The organism is Bradyrhizobium sp. HKCCYLS3077 (assembly GCF_051167555.1).
Classification (GTDB): domain Bacteria; phylum Pseudomonadota; class Alphaproteobacteria; order Rhizobiales; family Xanthobacteraceae; genus Bradyrhizobium.
In genome coordinates, this window is sequence record NZ_JBNPTH010000004.1 from 507,515 (window position 1) to 523,525 (window position 16,011).

The following is a 16,011-nucleotide window of genomic DNA, read 5'->3' on the forward strand; positions in this document are numbered from 1 at the left end:
GCTTGCGCTTACCAGTGATGGCGCCAGTGGTGGTGGCGACGATAATACGGCCCGCCATAATAGGCGTAGGGACCGGGGCCGTAGACGTAGCGCGGGCCATAGTCGTAATAGCCGTATCCCGGACTGTAGTAGTAAGGATGCGACGAGGCGATGGCGCCAGCCGTCAGCGCGCCGGCCGCGAGGCCGAATGCGAGGCCTGGCCCGATACCGCGCGCCTGCGCCGGCGCGGGTGCAGCCAGCGTGGTGGCGGCGACTGCGCCTGCGGCAGCCAGTACAGCCAATGTTCTTCTCATGTTGTCCTCCAATTCCATGCGTCCAAACAACGCAGACGAGGAGGAATTGGTTGCAGGCTGAGCCGGCGCCGCGTTCGACGGAACCACGGCGGCCGCCATACGTTGAGTCTGCTGAGGTGACGCGTGATGGCTTCCTGGCTGGAACTCTTCTTCAACATTCTCGGCTATGGCGGCTTCGTTGCGATCGCCTCGCTGCACCATGGGTCAGACGACGCGCAAGGAGCGCCGGGTCTCCGTGCCGGCGAGCCTCCTCGGCTCGGCGGTTGCCGTTGAACGCACGAGATCTCACACAATATCGTCCACAGCCCATCCGCAGCATATCCACAGTCCCGGATGCAGTCCGCGAGGCTGCGGAATCAACGGCTTGCTGCGCCATATTGCGGGATTTTTCCTCAAGCCCTGTGGATCGCTCGCGCGGTTCGTGATGCCCTCGAACGGATGCGCCTGCGGCCCTTCATTCTCCCCCGTAAAAACCCTTGAACCTTCGGCCGGTCCATCGAGACAGATGAGTACTGGGGATTTCAGGGCCCAGTCTTCGAGGGTGGCGCCACGCGACGAGCATATTCCGTCGTGCTGGCGCTGCTGTCGTTCAAACGGCAGCGTTCAGATGGCAACGTCACCCACCGCAGCCGCGACGGGCCGTCATCTCCCGCAACACGACAGATCCAAACAAGACAGCCCCAACAAAAAGGCCCCCTTTCCAGGGGGCCTTTGATCGATCGACCGTGATGGTCTGATCAGGCGACGGCGTCCTTGGCCGCCTTGACCGGGCGGGCGCGCACGATCTTGCGAGCCGGCTTGGCCTTGAACATCATCTCTTCGCCGGTGAAGGGGTTGGTGCCCTTGCGCGCCTTCACGGCCGGCTTCTTGACGACGACGAACTTGGCGAAGCCCGGCACCAGGAACACGCCGTTCTTCTTCAGCTCCTTGTGGCCGACATCGGTCAGCGTCTCCATGACGTTCTTGACGTCACGCTTGGACAGCTCGGTGGTCGTCGCGATCTTCTCGATGAGCTGCGACTTGGACAGTTGGGTAGCCATCGTATCTCCTTGTGATTGGTACCGATGTGATTGGTACGGATGAATGACGTGACGACTGCGCGGCTATCAGCGCATTGCTGCGCAGACTGGTCGGGGCTTTCTGGCTGCATTGCACAGCCGGGACTTCAGTCGTCTGGTGGTGTGACACCCCGCGATTTTTCGGGATTCTCCTGCATTTCAAGGGGCCCCGAAGCACCTACAGTGGCGCCAAAATTCCAACGGAGCGCGGAGAAGTCAAGCTGCGATGCCGATCGAATGGAGCATGCGATTCATTTTCCCCTATATTTCTAGGCATTTTCGACATGGCTGCGTGATTTTGGCCGCACATCACAGCCGAAAAGCGCTGAAAATCCCGCGCAAGACCGCATCGCGTCCGTTCACGCAGGTCGCGAATCACTGCCAAAATAGCGATTCGCGCGCCCCCGGAAGGCCTGCGGCGCGCTGTCGAGAACGACAGGACACGCTCCCCGTGCGAACCACAATTCCGCGCGAGATCGCGCGGTCGCAGCACGGGCCGGGATGCGCGCGAGAGCCGAATGCTGCTATGGATCGGCGTCGAATGGCGGCCGTCGAACATCCGCCTCGAGTTCAGGGAGACAAGAACGATGCGTTATCTCCACACCATGCTGCGCGTGCGTAATCTCGACGCCGCGCTCAAATTCTATTCCGACGCACTCGGCCTCAAGGAGGTGCGGCGGATCGACAACGAGAAGGGCCGCTTCACCCTGGTGTTTCTCTGCGCGCCGGAGGATGAACACCTGCTGAAGAGCCTGCCCGCGACGCGCGGCGCGCCGCTGGTCGAGCTCACCTACAATTGGGACGAGGTGAGCTATGGCGAGGACCGCTTCTTCGGCCACCTCGCCTACGAGGTCGACGACATCTACGCGACCTGCGACCGGCTGATGAAGCTCGGCATCACCATCAACCGTCCGCCGCGCGACGGCAACATGGCCTTCATCCGTTCGCCCGACCTGCACTCGATCGAGCTGCTGCAGAAGGGCGAACCGAAGCCGCCGGCCGAGCCCTGGCTGTCGATGCCGAACACCGGCCACTGGTAGGTCCTCCGACGAACTCATCGCCCGGAACATCGAGGCCCCCCTCGCGTTGTCGCTCCGATTGACGCAGACGATACGAGGAGGCCGAGATGGGTCGTGGAATTCTGCTGTGGCTGTTGGGCGTGCCGATCCCGGTGATCATTCTGCTGTGGCTGTTCTTCGGCCGCTGATCACCGCGAGCGATATCGCTCAACCGAAAAGCCCCGCCGTCGCGCGGGGCTTTTTGCGTAACATGCGTTAAGATCCGCGCAGGGATCGCGAGACAGGAGACGCAGGTGTCCGCCGACAAGCACGACAAGCAATTGACAATCTGGGGCCGCACCAATTCGGTGAACGTGCAGAAGGTGCTGTGGTGTCTCGCGGAGCTCGACCTTCCCTATCGGCGGATCGACGCCGGCATGCAGTTCGGCCGCAACACCGAAGCCGACTATCTCGCGATGAACCCGAACGGCCGCATTCCGACATTGGTGGACGGTGATTTCGTGCTGTGGGAGAGCAACGCGATCATGCGCTATCTCTGCCTCGCCTATGGCGGAGACACCCCGCTCTACCCGCGCGCGCCGCGGCATCGCGCCGGCATCGAGCGCTGGCTCGACTGGACGCTGTCGACGGTGCAGCCGACCGAGCGTCCGCTGTTCTGGGGCCTGGTGCGAACGCCTCCCGAGCAGCGCGACATGGCGGCGCTGCAAAAGGCCGCCGACGAGGCCGCGGTGATGTGGCGCATGCTCGATGCCCATCTGGCGACACGCACCTGCATCGAGGCCGAGAGCTTCACGCTGGCGGATATCGCGCTCGGCGCTTACGCGCGGCGCTGGTTCGGGGTCGAAGGCGTCGTCAAACCGGACTTGCCGAACCTGGCGCGCTGGTACGGGCTGATCGCGCAGCGGCCGGCCTTCATCCGCTACATCGCGCCGCCGCTGTCGTGAAATCTCAGCGGCCGACGGATGTGCCCGTCTCGACCCGCAAGGCTCCGCCGAGCTTGACGCAGGTCGTGGTCCCCTCGACGCGGACGAAATTGGCGCCGTAGGACGCACAGGGATTGGCGCCGAAACGCGGCGCCGGCTTGCCGGCTGCCGCCGCGCTCTTGGCTGGAGGCGCCGTGTTGCTTGCAGGTGTTGTCGGAGCCAGCAGCGATGATCCTGGCGACCCCGCGCAGGCGGCCGTTGCGAGCGAGAGCCATGCGGCCGCGAGGATGAAAGATCTCGTCATGGCCGCTTGATAGCGCGACGCTCGCCGCGACGCGACAGCGTTGCGCTACTTGCCGATAAACTTCACGCCAACCGACGCACCGCGGCGCCAGACCACCTGGCACAGCCGTCCCGTCCGTGCATCGCGCGCAAAGGCCAGACGGATCGTCGCCGGCAGCGCGGCCGCGTCCTGCAGGGTCAGCTTGGCCCCGGCGCTGGAGATGTCCTGGACCAGACAATGGCGCACGGCGAACCCGCCATCCAGCGTGATCCACGCCGGCTGCTTCATCGATTTACGGGCTTCCCGCTTCTTGGTCGCGGCCATGGCAATCATCGTCTCCTGATTGCCCGTTGCAGTACGGGAAGGACCCTAATGGAGCGTTGACCGGATCGTGGAGCGGCGGTTGACGCGCGAAAACGCCCGGCGGCAGGAGCAGGTCCGAATGGGCATTCTGGGGAGAAAACTGGCGCGGATGGCGCTCCCTAGCGGAATCGAACCGCTCTCTCCACCGTGAAAGGGTGGCGTCCTAACCGATAGACGAAGGGAGCAAGACGTCCAATGACGCCGGGCCTGAGCCTGCGGTATCACCGTCGCTTGCACGTTCTTGGCAAAAATCCGTAACAAATCAGCGGCTTGAGACGATGATTTGCGGGATCGGCTGAACCACCAGGGTGATTCCGTGCCGCGCGCGGCGAACGTATAGAGGCGTTTTCTCGGACGGGCAAGCCGCCCGTGACGGTCTTCATCGATCCGATCCGCCGGGCTCAGCGGGGGGCAAAGAGCGGCGTTATCCCGTCCGTGTCGATGTAGACCACCCCGTCCTCGACCTTGACCGGGTATTCGGCCAAGGCGCTTTCCAGCGGATGCACCGGCATGCCGGTCAGCGCATCCCAGGTCCAGTTGTGGACCGGGCAGCTGAGCAGCTTGCCGTCGAAGCCCGCGTCCTCCAGCGGCGCCGCCGTGTGCGGACAGATGCCCTGATAGGCCTTGAGCTCACCATTGTCCGGCCAGGCGAGCATGATCAGCTGGGCATCGGCGATGACGAGACGCATGCCGCCCTCGTCGATCGTGTCGGCCTTGCAGACGCGCGTGAACATGGTCGCCCTCCTCCTCGTCGCGAAATCAGCCTCTGGACCACATAGCAAAACTCGTTCCGTGCGAGGCGCGCACCGCGAGACGTCTGAAAACCCCTGGCACCCTTCTTGCTGCCCCATTGCGGAAGATCACGTGAGCGGGACGGTGCTGTCGCAAAGCCGACAGAGCGCTCGCGCGTTGGCAAGTGCGGCGGAGTGCTCAAATGACCGACATGACGGAGCTGAGGAAACGCAAGGAGCCGCTGAATCTCGCGATCGTGCATGTCGATCCCGACGCCTTCATCGCGAACCTGATGGGCTGGCTCGAGATCACGGCCTTCATCAAGGCGCAGCGCGCGGGCGAGGCCACGGTGCCCGCGGACGGCAAGACCCCCGCTCTGTCGGCCGCGCAACTGAAGAACGGCGGCGTGCACGAGGTCGGCAATGATGCGCTGTTCGCCTTCGCGATGACGGCTTCGCTGAAGGGCGACAAGGCGGCCGTCGACAAGGTCGAGACCGCGCTGCGCGATCAGATGGGCCAGGATTTTCCTGGCTCATTCGCTCTCTGGCACTTCCGCACCACCATCGATGCGCCGACCACGCTCGATGATTTCGTCGGACAGGCCGGCAAGAAGATGCTCGCGGGAGATCTGCCGCCGCCGCCGCTGCGCGCGAAGGAGTATTGGAGCGCAGGCCTGCGCTTCTTCGAGAAGGCGCGCAAATCCAACTTCGTCCACGAGATCATGTATCCGCTGGCGAAATGGACCCGGGCCCGCTGGACCGAAACGGCCGAGAAAGGCGTCGCCTTCCTGCATCACATCGAGGACAACGTCCCGGTCCTGCGCGAGGTGCTGGAAGAGCCGCGCAACGACCAGGCGTTCATCGCCAACGTCCTGCTGCGGCTCGCGCCCGCGGTCGATATGGAGCTCAACGAGGAGTACCAGGGCTTCCTGCGCTCGCTGGCGCGGCGCAACTGAGGCGACGCCAGGTGTTGTCACGCTCCAAAGACACTGTCGGGCCGAACCGCCAGGGCCGTCGAGCGCAAGCCAGCCTTCGCGCGCAAAAAAGCCGGCGGGCGTTACGCCGCCGGCTTCTTGTCGCGACTGCCGGCTCCGGCCGTCCGGTTCCGTCGCGCACTCCTGGGGGAGTATGCGAACAGGGTCGCGCGGTCTGGTTAACGACGAGTTAAGGAGGTTGCGACGAAGGCGTCAAAACTTCACGGCGCTCCCACGACGATAGACAAGGCCGGTCGGCGCAATCCTGCGCCGCAGCTGTTCTCGGCGGGGTGGCGGATGACGTCGAGCGCGATCAGCTCAGCAGCAGGGCGCGCTTCTTTTCACGCCGGGCCGAGCGCTCCTGGCAACCGGACAGGCGCACCAATTCCTGCTGGTACATGTCGTAGCCGTGGCTGCCGAAGGCGTTCTGCTGCGACATCGGCATCTGCACCCGGCGGGCGGCGATGTCGCTGGCAGCGATGTCACGGGAAGCGATCTCAGGGCCGCCCTTGGTCAGCGACCTCACAGGATCGAGCCCCGTATTCGAAGCGGTCATGGTGAACTCCGCGAGTGAGTACCTACCCCCGAAGGGAAACTATAGCCCTCTGACCGCCGGACGCAATCGAGACGACGCGTCAGTGAGACAAAGCGCCCGTGAGACAAAGCGTCCTTCAGCCGGCGGCGGCGCGCGCCTGCTCGGCCTCCTGCTCCCAACGCAGGATGGTGCGCTCGAGGTTGTGGAATTTCTCGGCAACGTCGCCGTCGAACAGCGGATCCTTGCGGTCCGACATGCGGGCGTCGATATCGGCCCAGTCCTCGGCCTGCAGCGCGCGCAGGGCAGCCGGAAACAGCAGCGTCTCCTCCTTGCGCAGGTGCTCGCGCTGGCTGTCGATGAACTGCAGCACGGCGGCGTGGAAGCTCTCGCGCAGGATCTCCTGGTCCGACAGCACGGCGTTGACCGCGTCGGCGAAGCCGCGCAGCCGCTGCGCCTCGGTCTCGTGCTCGTCGTCGACGTCGCCATAGGTCGCCGCTGCGGCGGGGTCGCGCGTACGCAGCTTGCCGAAGATCATCTCCTCCTTGGGATGATGACAGCGCTGCGGATAGTCCTCGAAATAGGCGATGATGCTCTGGAGGATGTCATAGTCGGGCCGCCGATTGTGATCGAACAGCTCCAGTTCATGCTCGAGCACCGAAAGAAGCTTCTCGAGGTTCTGGTGCTCCTGCAGCAGCGCTTCGATGATCTTTGCCATGGCTGCCTCTTTGCGCCGGGCTGGGTTGTGCCGAGCCGGCATGCTCCCCTGATCGCAAAAGACTACGCCCGCGCGGGCGCGGGCGGCATTGCGGCAGATCAAACTGACAGGGTCACCTGACAGGCGGGGAGAACGATCGAGGGGACAGCCGGCGGCCTACTCCGCCGCCAGCGCCTGCGGGGCGCGCGCCAGGCCGAGCCGGTCCCAGACATCGACCAGCGCCTCGGCCAAGGCATCGATCAGGCCGTCATCATGATACGGCGACGGCGTGATGCGCAGCCGCTCCAGGCCGCGCGGCACGGTCGGGTAGTTGATCGGCTGGATGTAGATACCGTGCTCGGCCAGCAGCAGGTCGGAGGCGGTCTTGCACTTCTCGGGATCGCCGACATGGACCGGCACGATGTGGGTGTCCGACGGCATCACCGGCAGGCCGGCGGCGTTCAACACCGCCTTGAGCCGGGCGGCGCGGTCCTGGTGGCGGTCGCGCTCCCAATGCGAGGTCTTTAGGTGGCGGATCGCCGCGGTCGCGGCGGCGCAGACCGGCGGCGGCAGCGCCGTGGTGAAGATGAAGCCCGGCGCATAGGAGCGGACGGCGTCGATCAGATTGGCATTGGCAGCGATGTAGCCGCCGAGGCAGCCGAACGCCTTGGCCAGCGTGCCCTCGAGAATGTCGATCCGGGCCATGGCGTCGTCGCGCTCGGCGATGCCGCCGCCGCGCGGGCCGTACATGCCGACAGCATGGACCTCGTCGACATAGGTCAGCGCGCCATAGCGCTCGGCGAGATCGCAGATCCGATGCAGCGGGGCGACATCACCGTCCATGGAATACAGGCTCTCGCAGACGATCAGCTTGGGCCGGTCCGGATCGGCGGCGCGCAAGAGCTCTTCCAGATGGGCGAGGTCATTGTGCCGCCAGATCTGCCGCTCGGCGCCCGACTTGCGCACGCCCTCGATCATCGAATTGTGGTTCAGCGCATCCGACAGCAACAGGCAGTTCGGCAGCAGTTTTGCGATCGTCGAGATGCCGGTCTCGTTGGAGACGTAGCCGGAGGTGAATACCAGCGCCGCCTCCTTGCCGTGGAGATCGGCGAGCTCGCGCTCGAGCTCGATCAAAGGATGGTTGGTGCCGGCGATGTTGCGGGTGCCGCCGGCGCCCGTGCCCATCCGCGCGGCGACGTCGACCATGGCGCCGATCACCTTGGGGTGCTGACCCATGCCGAGATAGTCGTTGGAGCACCAGATGACGACGTCCTTCGGGCCGTCAGGCGAATGCCAGATCGCCCGCGGGAAGCGGCCGGCGAGGCGTTCGAGATCGGCGAAGACGCGGTAGCGGCGTTCCTGATGCAGCTGGTCGAGGGCGCGGTCGAAATAGCTGTCGTAGTTCATCACCTGATCCGTCCTTCCCCTGCCCTGCTTCCCGCATGCGGCGTTCAGGGCGCGCCTCGAAGCTTGCGTTGGTCGGACGAAAGCGCAGTTCTCAGGCGCGTTCGTTGATCCAGATCAGGAATCCCGGCGATGGCGGTGGCGTTTCCGCCCGGCGCCCTACGGCCGGATGGAGACTTTGTCAGGCCTGCTGCGGGTTCACGGCGTCCGCAATCTCGATCGGCAGCGGCGCGCCGGTGTCGAGGAAGGCCGACAGCGCCGCCTCGTAGGGCGCAGGATCGAGGCCGCGGGCCGCCAGCCATTGCGGCTCGTAATAGGTCTGGCGATAGCGCTCGCCGGAGTCGCAGATCAGCGTGACCAGAGATCCGGTCTGTCCCTGCTGCCGCATCTCCGCGGCAAGCCTGCAAAGCGCCAGGAAGTTGGTGCCCGTCGAGCCGCCGACCGGCCGGCGCAAGCGCCGCGTCAGCACGTTCATCGCCGCGATCGAGGCCGCGTCCGGCACCTTCATCATCCGGTCGACCACGCCCGGCACGAACGACGGCTCGCAGCGCGGACGTCCCACGCCCTCGATCAGCGACGGCCGGTCGCAGGTCTGAGCGCAGTCGCCCTTGCAGAACGCATCGAAGAACGCGGAGTGCTCGACATCGGCGACGCAGAGCCGCGTCGGAAAGCGGCGGTAGCGCAGATAGCGGCCCATGGTCGCCGAGGTGCCGCCGGTCCCCGCCCCCATCACGATCCACTCCGGCAGCGGGCAACGCTCGCCCTGGAGCTGGTTGAAGATCGACTCGGCGATGTTGTTGTTGCCGCGCCAGTCGGTAGCGCGCTCGGCGAAGGTGAACTGATCCATGTAATGGCCGCCGAGCCGCGCCGCGAGCGCCGCCGCCTCGGCGTAGAGGAAGCGGCCGTCATCGATCAAATGGCAATTGCCGCCGTAATGGGTGATCGCCGCGATCTTCTCCGCCGAGGTCGTGCGCGGCATGACCGCGTAGAACGGCACGCCGATCATCTGCGCGAAATAGGCCTCCGACACCGCCGTCGAGCCCGAGGAGGCCTCGACCACCGGCGTGCCCTCGCGGATATGGCCATTGCAGAGGGCATAGAGAAACAGCGAGCGCGCGAGCCGGTGCTTGAGACTGCCGGTCGGATGCGTCGACTCGTCCTTCAGGTAGATATCGATGCCGGCGAGCGCGGGCACGATCAGCCGGATCAGATGCGTGTCGGCGGTCCGGCACTGGTCGGCCTCGATGGCAGCGACGGCGTCGTCGACCCAGCCGCGGCGATAGCGGGGAGCACAGGAATTGTCGGAAAGCGACCAAGGCGGCGACATCATCGCGGCAACCGATCATGATCGCCGCGCCGCATCAAGCCCGCACCGGCCCGGGTCGGAGAGCAAGCTGGGGGCAACTGAGCCAAAGTCGACAGCGTCGCGCGCATCTCGCTCGCGGCCGAGCGGGACCGTTCGGCGGAGCCGCCGCAGCGGCAGTGCCCGTCTCCCGCACGAAATTCTCGCAATTCGCGAATTGCGCCAATATTGCACGCAGATTGGCGGAGAAAATTGGAATGACGGCGACATTGGTCAAAGAAATGCACACTTTCGCGACGATGGATGGCTGGGCATCATCGTTCGACACCATCGACGTCGATTCCTGCTTGGCAGGCCGTCCGAGCCTGCTCCGAGAGGCACCATGAAACGCGTTTCGATTGTCCTTGTTGCGTGCTTCGTCAGCCAGGCCGCGTTCGCGGAAGGCCTGGAATGCCGGCGTGTCGCGGATCCGGTTCCGCGGCTGAGCTGCGTGGAAACGCCGACCACGGCGCAGGCGGCGCCGACATCCCGAACCGATGCGGGGATGCCTGTGGAACCGCGGCGCGACACCCCGGCGCGAGACAGTGAAAGCCCTGCATCCAGGGGCTCCCGGTCGCGTTAAGGCCAGGGGGTGCGAACCGACAGCGCGCGGGGCGCTACATAACACCATTGATGTCTTGATGATCGGCCGTTTCTGCCGACATGGTGGTCTTGCCCCGCCGCCACGGGCCGCTCATGGCGCTGATGTCCAGAGCGGGAGCTGAACAGCCGGTTCCGCAAGCGGCTCTGGATGAAGGGAGACCATGGCCTACCTGCCGTCGCAAATGAACCTGCTCGAAGCGCTCGCGACCGTGGTCGGCACGGCGGCGATTGCGCCGGCGCTGCTGATCCTGTGGCTCGTCGTTGCCGCAGGCGACAATTCCGGTCCGCCGCTGAAGATCTGGACGGCCTTCCTGCTCGGCGCCGCCAGCGTGCTGCTGCTCGGCATCATCAGGATTCCGTTTCAGCACGTCGGGCTGTCGATCGAGAACCCCTGGATCGCGCAGGCGATCCGCGCCTTGTTCAGCGTGGCCCTGCCGGAAGAGATCGCCAAGGTGGCGGTCATCGCGGCGCTGTGGTCCCGCCGGCGGCAGGTGGGCAATGCCATGGACACCGTGTTCTATGGCGCAGCCGTCGGTCTCGGCTTTGCCGCCTATGAGAACCTCGCTTATCTGGTCCAGCACGCCGAGATGTGGCGGTCCCTCGCGATCCTGCGCAGCGTGCTCACCGTGCCATTCCATGGCGCGCTCGGCATCATCGCCGGCGCCTATCTCGCGATCGCCCGCACCTCGACCGCGCTCGGCGCCAACCGCCACAATCGCGACTGGGCGCGGATGTCGAGCTGGGCGCTGGTGCTGGCCGCTCCGGTGATGCTGCATGCGGCGTTCGACTATCCGCTGCTGCTGCTGCAGCGCGCCTCCAGCCTCGATCCGACGTCCCGGCTGATGCTCGGCGCGGTCAGCGTGCTGATCGGCTTCTCCTCGATCGGGCTCGCGGTGCGGCTGGTGCGCCGGGTGGCCCACCATCACACGCCGCGGACCGAGGTCGCCAAGGCCAAGCTCAGCCAGTTGCGCCGGATGTGGGCGATGCTGCTGCTGGGCGGCGCCGCCGGCTTCGTCGGCCTCGGCTTCGTGCTGACCTCGGTGCGGCATTGGCTGCTCAACCCCGACCGCAACGTTGCCGGCGTCCTGGTTCCGCTGGGGCTGACGGCCATCCTGCTCGGGGTCGCCCTCCTGGTTGTCACGACCACGATCTATATCTTCGGCCGCAATCGGATGCGGACGACGGCGTAGACCGCGCTGTCCGCGTTCGAATTGGCAACGAAACGCGCCTCACGCGCTTGTTCCCACCGCCGTTCCATCCCATGTGGGGTGGGCAGGCGGCGTTACCTGCGCTGAGCTTGCCGGAGTGACGAGCATGACCCTTCCCCAGGATATGATTCCCCCCGACCTCGAGCGCATGAGGTCGCAGATGAGCGCGGCCGTGCGCGCGCATTGGAAGGCGTTCCTGATCGAAGGCATCCTGCTGGCCGTGCTCGGGCTCCTGGCCATGATCCTCACGCCGATCGCAAGCCTCGCGGTGACGATCTTCCTCGGCTGGATGTTTCTGATCTCGGGCATCGCCGGCCTTGCGATCACCTTCTGGGCGCGCGGCATGCCGGGCTTCTGGTGGTCGCTGCTGTCGGCCGCCCTCGCGATCGTCGCGGGCCTGATCCTGGTGGCCCAGCCGGTCCAGGGCACCGTGACCCTGACGATCGTGATCGGCGTCTATTTCCTGGCCGAGGGCGTGGCGACGATCATGTATGCGCTGGAGCACCGGCGCGAATTGTCCGGGCGATGGTCGTGGCTCGCGATCTCCGGCGTCGTCGACATCGCCATCGCCGGGATCATCATTTCCGGCCTGCCGGGCACCGCGACCTGGGCGATCGGCCTCCTTGTCGGCATCAACCTGTTGTTCGGCGGCCTGTCGATGATCGGCATGGCGCTGGCCGCCCGCAACAGCTGAGTCCGGCGCTTCCATTTTTTGGGATGACAAGCGGCCGTGCGGCCGCTATAGGACGATCATGATCAACGCTGCCACCAGCTATTATTGGTACTTTACCTACGACAGCTCGCTGGCGGCGGGAGGATCGCGCTCAATCTGACACATTGCAGCAAGATATCCGAACAAGCCGCCAGACCTGGCGGCTTTTTAATTGCCGGCAGGTGCCCATCGAAAGACTGAAGGAGCCCGCCGTGCTGAGCACCACAGACGATCTTCGTATCAAGGAAATCAAGGAATTGAGCCTGCCCGTGGAGGTGATGGGCGAGATTCCCCGCACCCTCACCGCCACCCGCGTGGTGATGGCTGCCCGCAATGCCATCCATGCCATTCTGACCGGCACGGACGACCGCCTGCTGGTGATCGTCGGCCCTTGCTCCATCCATGATCCCAAGGCCGCGCTGGACTACGCGAGCCGCCTCGCCGCCCTGCGCGAGCGCCTGAGCGACCGGCTGGAGATCGTGATGCGGGTGTATTTCGAGAAGCCGCGCACCACCGTCGGCTGGAAGGGCCTGATCAACGATCCCGACCTCGACAACTCCTTCGACATCAACAAGGGCCTGCGGCTGGCTCGCAACGTGCTGTCGGCCGTCAACAATCTCGGCCTGCCCGCGGGATGCGAATTCCTCGACATGACGACGCCGCAATACATCGCCGACCTCGTCGCCTGGGCGGCGATCGGCGCGCGCACCACCGAAAGCCAGATCCATCGCGAGCTGGCCTCGGGCCTGTCGTGCCCGGTCGGCTTCAAGAACGGCACCGACGGCAACATCCGCATCGCCGCCGACGCGGTGAAGTCGGCCGCGCATCCGCATCATTTCATGGCGGTTACCAAGGGCGGCCGCTCCGGCATTGCGGCAACGACCGGCAACGAGGACTGCCACATCATCCTGCGCGGCGGCGCCGGCCCGAACTACGACGCAGCCCATGTCGAGCAGGCCTCCGCCGAGCTGGTCAAGGCCGGTCTGCCGGCGCGGCTGATGATCGACACCAGCCATGCCAATTCGAGCAAGAAGCCGGAGAACCAGCCGCTGGTCGCCGCCGACATCGCAGGCCAGCTCGCCAATGGCGAGCAGCGCATCATGGGCGTGATGATCGAGAGCCATCTCGTCGCCGGGCGCCAGGACGTGAAGCCCGGCGTGCCGCTGACCTACGGCCAGAGCATCACCGACGGCTGCATCGGCTGGGACACGACGGTGGAGGTTTTGGAGCAGCTCGCCGATGCCGTCACCGCGCGTCGCGAGAAGCGTCGCGACTCGCTGCGCGAGCGCTCGGCGTAAGTCTCAACGCGGCGGCGCGCCTCTGGCGCGTCGCCGATGGGCTCAGCAGCCGCGGCAGATGCTCTTGATCTTGCGGTCGAGCTCGCGGTCTTCCTTGCTCACATTGCCCATGGAATTCTCTTCGACCTGCTCGGTCTTCGGCAGGTCGCTCGGCCGCGGCTGGCGGCGCTTCCTCTGCATCTGCGTCGACGGATCGCTGCCCGCGCCGGTGCTCTGCGCCAGCGCCGCGCCATCGGCGACCAGGATCAGGAGCCCCATCGCGATCGCAAGTTTCTTCATGTTGCTCCTCCGTGTCAGCGGAATCGGCCGGACACTCATTCCTCAGCGGGCGGATAGAGATGCGCCTCGCCGCAATAGTCAATCACACGATAGCGTGTTTGCGCAGCTGCGGCATGATGCAGCTCAACAGAATCCTCGGCAGTGAGGTATTGCGGCCCCACCGGCGCCTTGCCGTGGCCGCCGGGGATGTCGAGCACGTAGTCCGGCTGGCACAGGCCGGAGACGCGGCCGCGCAGCGCGCGGATCAGCGCCTGGCCCTCGGCCAGCGTGGTGCGCAGATGCGCGGTGCCCGGCGCGAGATCGCCATGGTGCAGATAATACGGCTTGATACGGGTCTCGACGAACGCCCGCATCAGCGCCTCCAGCGTCGCCGCATCGTCATTGACGCCGCGCAGCAGCACGGACTGGCTGACCAGCGGAATTCCTGCGTCAACCAGCCGCGCGCAGGCCAGCCGAACGTCCGGGGCCAGCTCGCGCGGATGATTGGCGTGCAGCGCGACCCAGGTCGCCGCCCCCTGCACGGTCAGCGCATCGACCAAGGCCGAGGTGATGCGCGCGGGATCGGCGACCGGCAGCCGCGTGTGGATGCGGATGATCTTCACATGATCGATGGCCGCGAGATCGGTCATGATCTCCCTCAGCCGCCGCGGCGACAGCATCAGGGGATCGCCGCCGGTGAGGATCACCTCCCAGATTTCACCGTGCGCGCGGATGTAGTCGAGCGCGCCGCGATAGGCGGGCTCCGACAGCGCATTGTCCTTGCCCGGCCCGACCATCTCGCGGCGGAAGCAGAAGCGGCAATAGACCGCGCAGACATGAACGAGCTTGAGCAGCACGCGATCGGGATAGCGGTGGACGATGCCCGGCACCGGCGCATGCGCATCGTCGCCGATCGGATCATCGCGCTCGCCAGGCGCGACGCTCAGCTCGTCCGCGGAGGGCACGAATTGCCGCGCGATCGGATCATTGGGATCGTCGCTGTCGATGAGATCGGCGAGATGCGTCGTCACCGCCACCGCATAGCGCTCGGCGACGCGGTCGAGCGCCGGCTTGTCGGCGGCATCGACGAGCCCCTGCGCGACGAGGTCGTCGGCGCTGCGCAATGTCGTGGGCCGTTCGATCCTGTTCATCGCTGCTCACCTGCCGGCGGCGTCCACACCACCTGGTCGATCCTGGCCGCGCCCGCCGCCAGCATCACCAGCCGGTCGAAGCCGAGCGCGACGCCACTCGCCTGCGGCATGGCGGCGACGGCGGCGAGAAAATCCTCGTCGAGCGGATAGCGCTCGCCGTAACGCCGCTGCTTCTCGTTCATCTCTGCCTCGAACCGCCGGCGCTGCTCGGCGGCATCGGTGAGTTCGCCAAAGCCGTTGGCAAGCTCGACGCCACAGGCATAGACCTCGAACCGTTCGGCGACACGGGCATCCGCCGCCACCCGCGCCAGCGCCGCCTCCGGCGTCGGATATTCATACAGCACGGTCACCCGTCCATTGCCGAGCTGCGGCTCGACATGCTCGACCAGGACCTTGCTGAACAGGTCCGACCAGGTGTCGTCGTCGCTGATGCGGATCTTGCCCTGCGCCGCCACGCAGAGCGCGTCGCGGTCGCCGACGCCGTCCCGGATTGTCGCCAGCAGGTCGATGCCGGCATGCCGTTCGAACGCATTCGCCACAGTCAGCAGCTCCGGCTCGGCGAATGGATCGGCGCTCCGGCCACGGAAGGCAAATTGCCTGATGCCGGTGGCCTGGGCAGCATGGGCGATCACGACCACCGTATCGGCCATGATGGCGTCGTACGGCGCCTCGGCCCGATACCACTCCAGCATGGTAAATTCCGGCAGATGCAGGTCGCCGCGCTCGCGGTCGCGGAAGACGCGGGCGAATTCGAAGATCCGTCGCTCCCCGGCAGCCAGCAGCTTCTTGCAGGCGAATTCAGGAGAGGTTCTGAGATACCGTCGATGTCGGGTTCCATCCGACGCCATCAACTCGGTCGCCGGGGCGTGCAGATGGGTCTCGTTGCCCGGGGAGACCTGCAGAATGCCGGTTTCGACCTCGGTAAACCCCTGCTCCTCGAACCAGGCCCGCAAGGCGCGCGTCACGGCAGCTCGCGCCTGCAGGAACGGCCTGACATCGGCGTGCCGCTGAGGCGACCACCAGGGTGACGGGGATGGCTCTGACGACATCAGGCGATCGCCAAAAGACTGGCCAAAAGGCTGGCAAGCTCGGACAAAATCAGTATGTTGCGCCCCGAAACCGCATCCGGCGCCCACGCGCAGCCCGGCTCCGCCCGTTGCCG

At 65.8% G+C, this 16,011-nt stretch carries 19 protein-coding genes and 1 tRNA gene; 7 read left to right on the forward strand and 13 right to left on the reverse strand.

The annotated features are described in order from the left end of the window. Positions 1 to 8: 8 nt before the first annotated feature. Positions 9 to 293: a hypothetical protein gene (locus ACQR0Z_RS18505; protein WP_434919592.1), complete on the reverse strand. Its 285-nt coding sequence runs from the start codon at positions 291 to 293 to the stop codon at positions 9 to 11. Positions 294 to 419: 126 nt separating this feature from the next. Here ACQR0Z_RS18505 and ACQR0Z_RS18510 point away from each other — a divergent pair, with 126 nt between their 5' ends. Beyond that, positions 420 to 566 carry a hypothetical protein gene (locus ACQR0Z_RS18510; RefSeq protein WP_434919593.1) on the forward strand — a complete coding sequence of 49 codons (147 nt, stop codon included), beginning with the start codon at positions 420 to 422 and terminating at the stop codon, positions 564 to 566. A gap of 464 nt (positions 567 to 1,030) precedes the next feature. Here the strand turns inward: ACQR0Z_RS18510 and ACQR0Z_RS18515 are convergent, their stop codons facing one another. Further along, the gene (locus ACQR0Z_RS18515) at positions 1,031 to 1,333 is read right to left on the reverse strand and encodes an HU family DNA-binding protein (protein WP_006614754.1); all 303 of its coding nucleotides are present in this window, start codon (positions 1,331 to 1,333) and stop codon (positions 1,031 to 1,033) included. 605 nt (positions 1,334 to 1,938) lie between these two features. Here ACQR0Z_RS18515 and ACQR0Z_RS18520 point away from each other — a divergent pair. Both ACQR0Z_RS18520 and ACQR0Z_RS18525 read left to right on the forward strand, forming a co-directional pair. Beyond that, on the forward strand, positions 1,939 to 2,391 hold the full coding sequence (locus tag ACQR0Z_RS18520) for a VOC family protein (RefSeq protein WP_434919594.1): 453 nt from the start codon (positions 1,939 to 1,941) through the stop codon (positions 2,389 to 2,391). A gap of 272 nt (positions 2,392 to 2,663) precedes the next feature. Beyond that, complete coding sequence (locus ACQR0Z_RS18525; protein ID WP_434860838.1) at positions 2,664 to 3,314, forward strand: glutathione S-transferase family protein; 651 nt, start codon at positions 2,664 to 2,666, stop codon at positions 3,312 to 3,314. A gap of 4 nt (positions 3,315 to 3,318) precedes the next feature. Here ACQR0Z_RS18525 and ACQR0Z_RS18530 read toward each other — a convergent pair whose 3' ends face one another. From ACQR0Z_RS18530 to ACQR0Z_RS18545, 4 genes are all read right to left on the reverse strand, one after another. Then, complete coding sequence (locus tag ACQR0Z_RS18530; protein WP_434919595.1) at positions 3,319 to 3,597, reverse strand: porin; 279 nt, start codon at positions 3,595 to 3,597, stop codon at positions 3,319 to 3,321. Positions 3,598 to 3,642: 45 nt separating this feature from the next. Then, positions 3,643 to 3,900 (reverse strand): PilZ domain-containing protein, encoded by a 258-nt coding sequence (locus tag ACQR0Z_RS18535; protein ID WP_434860840.1) that lies wholly within the window; start codon positions 3,898 to 3,900, stop codon positions 3,643 to 3,645. A 149-nt stretch (positions 3,901 to 4,049) separates the two neighbouring features. Beyond that, a tRNA-Glu gene (locus ACQR0Z_RS18540) sits at positions 4,050 to 4,124 on the reverse strand. Positions 4,125 to 4,340: 216 nt separating this feature from the next. Beyond that, the gene (locus ACQR0Z_RS18545) at positions 4,341 to 4,673 is read right to left on the reverse strand and encodes a Rieske 2Fe-2S domain-containing protein (RefSeq protein ID WP_434860841.1); all 333 of its coding nucleotides are present in this window, start codon (positions 4,671 to 4,673) and stop codon (positions 4,341 to 4,343) included. A gap of 200 nt (positions 4,674 to 4,873) precedes the next feature. Here ACQR0Z_RS18545 and ACQR0Z_RS18550 point away from each other — a divergent pair, with 200 nt between their 5' ends. Next, complete coding sequence (locus tag ACQR0Z_RS18550; RefSeq protein WP_434919596.1) at positions 4,874 to 5,626, forward strand: hypothetical protein; 753 nt, start codon at positions 4,874 to 4,876, stop codon at positions 5,624 to 5,626. A gap of 331 nt (positions 5,627 to 5,957) precedes the next feature. Here ACQR0Z_RS18550 and ACQR0Z_RS18555 read toward each other — a convergent pair whose 3' ends face one another. The 4 genes from ACQR0Z_RS18555 to ACQR0Z_RS18570 form a co-directional block, all read right to left on the reverse strand. Then, positions 5,958 to 6,200 (reverse strand): hypothetical protein, encoded by a 243-nt coding sequence (locus tag ACQR0Z_RS18555; RefSeq protein WP_434919597.1) that lies wholly within the window; start codon positions 6,198 to 6,200, stop codon positions 5,958 to 5,960. Between the two features lie 115 nt (positions 6,201 to 6,315). Beyond that, positions 6,316 to 6,894, reverse strand: a complete 579-nt coding sequence (locus tag ACQR0Z_RS18560) for a hemerythrin domain-containing protein (RefSeq protein ID WP_434860844.1) — start codon at positions 6,892 to 6,894, stop codon at positions 6,316 to 6,318. Between the two features lie 156 nt (positions 6,895 to 7,050). Further along, positions 7,051 to 8,280, reverse strand: a complete 1,230-nt coding sequence (gene hemA / locus ACQR0Z_RS18565) for a 5-aminolevulinate synthase (protein WP_434860845.1) — start codon at positions 8,278 to 8,280, stop codon at positions 7,051 to 7,053. 178 nt (positions 8,281 to 8,458) lie between these two features. Then, complete coding sequence (locus tag ACQR0Z_RS18570; RefSeq protein ID WP_434875953.1) at positions 8,459 to 9,607, reverse strand: PLP-dependent cysteine synthase family protein; 1,149 nt, start codon at positions 9,605 to 9,607, stop codon at positions 8,459 to 8,461. Positions 9,608 to 10,383: 776 nt separating this feature from the next. On the opposite strand from ACQR0Z_RS18570, the gene ACQR0Z_RS18575 reads away from it, so the two are divergent. The 3 genes from ACQR0Z_RS18575 to ACQR0Z_RS18585 all read left to right on the forward strand — a co-directional run bounded on the left by ACQR0Z_RS18575 (position 10,384) and on the right by ACQR0Z_RS18585 (position 13,440). After that, a complete protein-coding gene (locus ACQR0Z_RS18575; protein ID WP_434875952.1) occupies positions 10,384 to 11,412 on the forward strand; it encodes a PrsW family intramembrane metalloprotease in 1,029 nt (342 codons plus the stop codon). Between the two features lie 124 nt (positions 11,413 to 11,536). After that, positions 11,537 to 12,124, forward strand: coding sequence for an HdeD family acid-resistance protein (locus ACQR0Z_RS18580; RefSeq protein WP_434860848.1), 588 nt, complete (start codon positions 11,537 to 11,539; stop codon positions 12,122 to 12,124). 230 nt (positions 12,125 to 12,354) lie between these two features. Further along, a complete protein-coding gene (locus tag ACQR0Z_RS18585) occupies positions 12,355 to 13,440 on the forward strand; it encodes a 3-deoxy-7-phosphoheptulonate synthase (protein ID WP_434919598.1) in 1,086 nt (361 codons plus the stop codon). Between the two features lie 42 nt (positions 13,441 to 13,482). On the opposite strand, the gene ACQR0Z_RS18590 is transcribed toward ACQR0Z_RS18585, so the two are convergent. The 3 genes from ACQR0Z_RS18590 to epmA are packed head-to-tail and all read right to left on the reverse strand — an operon-like array spanning position 13,483 to position 15,898. Next, positions 13,483 to 13,719 carry a hypothetical protein gene (locus ACQR0Z_RS18590; protein ID WP_434860850.1) on the reverse strand — a complete coding sequence of 79 codons (237 nt, stop codon included), beginning with the start codon at positions 13,717 to 13,719 and terminating at the stop codon, positions 13,483 to 13,485. Between the two features lie 35 nt (positions 13,720 to 13,754). Next, on the reverse strand, positions 13,755 to 14,849 hold the full coding sequence (locus ACQR0Z_RS18595; protein ID WP_434919599.1) for a lysine-2,3-aminomutase-like protein: 1,095 nt from the start codon (positions 14,847 to 14,849) through the stop codon (positions 13,755 to 13,757). Then, the gene (epmA, locus tag ACQR0Z_RS18600) at positions 14,846 to 15,898 is read right to left on the reverse strand and encodes an EF-P lysine aminoacylase EpmA (protein WP_434919806.1); all 1,053 of its coding nucleotides are present in this window, start codon (positions 15,896 to 15,898) and stop codon (positions 14,846 to 14,848) included. Before epmA ends, ACQR0Z_RS18595 begins: the two co-directional genes overlap by 4 nt. Positions 15,899 to 16,011 lie beyond the last annotated feature (113 nt).

Coding starts and splice junctions, on each gene's coding strand:
- ACQR0Z_RS18595 (WP_434919599.1), bottom strand. CDS start 14,849: ATGAACAGGATCGAACGGCCCACGACATTGCGCAGCGCCGACGACCTC.
- ACQR0Z_RS18555 (WP_434919597.1), bottom strand. CDS start 6,200: ATGACCGCTTCGAATACGGGGCTCGATCCTGTGAGGTCGCTGACCAAG.
- ACQR0Z_RS18570 (WP_434875953.1), bottom strand. CDS start 9,607: ATGATGTCGCCGCCTTGGTCGCTTTCCGACAATTCCTGTGCTCCCCGC.
- ACQR0Z_RS18580 (WP_434860848.1), top strand. CDS start 11,537: ATGACCCTTCCCCAGGATATGATTCCCCCCGACCTCGAGCGCATGAGG.
- ACQR0Z_RS18545 (WP_434860841.1), bottom strand. CDS start 4,673: ATGTTCACGCGCGTCTGCAAGGCCGACACGATCGACGAGGGCGGCATG.
- ACQR0Z_RS18530 (WP_434919595.1), bottom strand. CDS start 3,597: ATGACGAGATCTTTCATCCTCGCGGCCGCATGGCTCTCGCTCGCAACG.
- ACQR0Z_RS18550 (WP_434919596.1), top strand. CDS start 4,874: ATGACCGACATGACGGAGCTGAGGAAACGCAAGGAGCCGCTGAATCTC.
- ACQR0Z_RS18510 (WP_434919593.1), top strand. CDS start 420: ATGGCTTCCTGGCTGGAACTCTTCTTCAACATTCTCGGCTATGGCGGC.
- ACQR0Z_RS18520 (WP_434919594.1), top strand. CDS start 1,939: ATGCGTTATCTCCACACCATGCTGCGCGTGCGTAATCTCGACGCCGCG.
- hemA (WP_434860845.1), bottom strand. CDS start 8,280: ATGAACTACGACAGCTATTTCGACCGCGCCCTCGACCAGCTGCATCAG.
- ACQR0Z_RS18505 (WP_434919592.1), bottom strand. CDS start 293: ATGAGAAGAACATTGGCTGTACTGGCTGCCGCAGGCGCAGTCGCCGCC.
- ACQR0Z_RS18535 (WP_434860840.1), bottom strand. CDS start 3,900: ATGGCCGCGACCAAGAAGCGGGAAGCCCGTAAATCGATGAAGCAGCCG.
- epmA (WP_434919806.1), bottom strand. CDS start 15,898: ATGTCGTCAGAGCCATCCCCGTCACCCTGGTGGTCGCCTCAGCGGCAC.
- ACQR0Z_RS18560 (WP_434860844.1), bottom strand. CDS start 6,894: ATGGCAAAGATCATCGAAGCGCTGCTGCAGGAGCACCAGAACCTCGAG.
- ACQR0Z_RS18575 (WP_434875952.1), top strand. CDS start 10,384: ATGGCCTACCTGCCGTCGCAAATGAACCTGCTCGAAGCGCTCGCGACC.
- ACQR0Z_RS18590 (WP_434860850.1), bottom strand. CDS start 13,719: ATGAAGAAACTTGCGATCGCGATGGGGCTCCTGATCCTGGTCGCCGAT.
- ACQR0Z_RS18515 (WP_006614754.1), bottom strand. CDS start 1,333: ATGGCTACCCAACTGTCCAAGTCGCAGCTCATCGAGAAGATCGCGACG.